Source organism: Natronococcus jeotgali DSM 18795 (assembly GCF_000337695.1).
Lineage (GTDB): Archaea > Halobacteriota > Halobacteria > Halobacteriales > Natrialbaceae > Natronococcus > Natronococcus jeotgali.
The window spans coordinates 1-816 of sequence record NZ_AOIA01000041.1 but is presented as its reverse complement, the minus strand read 5'-3'; the positions used below and the strand labels follow the sequence as shown (position 1 = coordinate 816).

At 53.3% G+C, this 816-nt stretch carries 1 pseudogene; it reads left to right on the top strand.

The features are described from left to right. Positions 1 to 283: 283 nt before the first annotated feature. Positions 284 to 647 (top strand): annotated as a pseudogene (locus C492_RS22140) (IS5/IS1182 family transposase); the annotation flags it as partial. Between the last annotated feature and the right edge of the window lie 169 nt (positions 648 to 816).

The following is an 816-nucleotide window of genomic DNA, read 5'->3' as shown; positions in this document are numbered from 1 at the left end:
TTCCTGTTCACTCAGTTACTACACCGGCATTCGCTCTGTTCATCCATGGCTCAGCACAGTTCACGAAGCGACGTTCGGGAAGTACCGACACTGTACCCGTAGGATTCACGTGGTCTTTCTGCTTCGAAAGTGCGCTAAAAGATTCATAGTCGTTGTCGAGACAAAGGATCTCGCCAGAGTATCTCGACTGGCTTAGTAGCTCTACTGGATTCACAGCCGACTTTTCGACGGGATCATTTGTCCCATTTGGAAGACAAAGTCAATTCCGAAATCGTCTCAAACCCACTGTCCGACGACGTGAGAAGGAAGCGACGCAGACCTTGCCAAGCAGATCACCCGCTGAAATACGGGATCTGCGGTCGCTTGCTGCTGACAAAGGCTATGACAAGTGACAGCCCCGAGAACGACTGCGTGAACTTGGCATTCGCCCGCTGATCAAACACCTGATCTTCGCTCCGTACGATTACGCATACAACGCCCGAATTGACGAATATTGGCACGCTCAGCGGTCAATGACCAAAACCATCAACTTCGCTGTCAAGCGCTCGCACGGCGTAGCCGAGCGAGCGCGTACCTGGTATCAAGAGTTCCGTGAAATCGATCTGATGTGTGTCGTCTACAACATCAAGCAGGCTGTCAAACAGTGAAATCCAACGCCGTATGGCGATTCAACACAGCCGTGCAGTCAGCGTGTCCGGGGAGCGCCGCTTGGTGTTACCACTGCTCCTGTGCGCGGTCCGGCCGCTCTCGCTGGTAGATGTCGTCTCGAACCTCTTGGAACGTATTGATGAGTTCGGCGACAGCGTGAGTGATCGT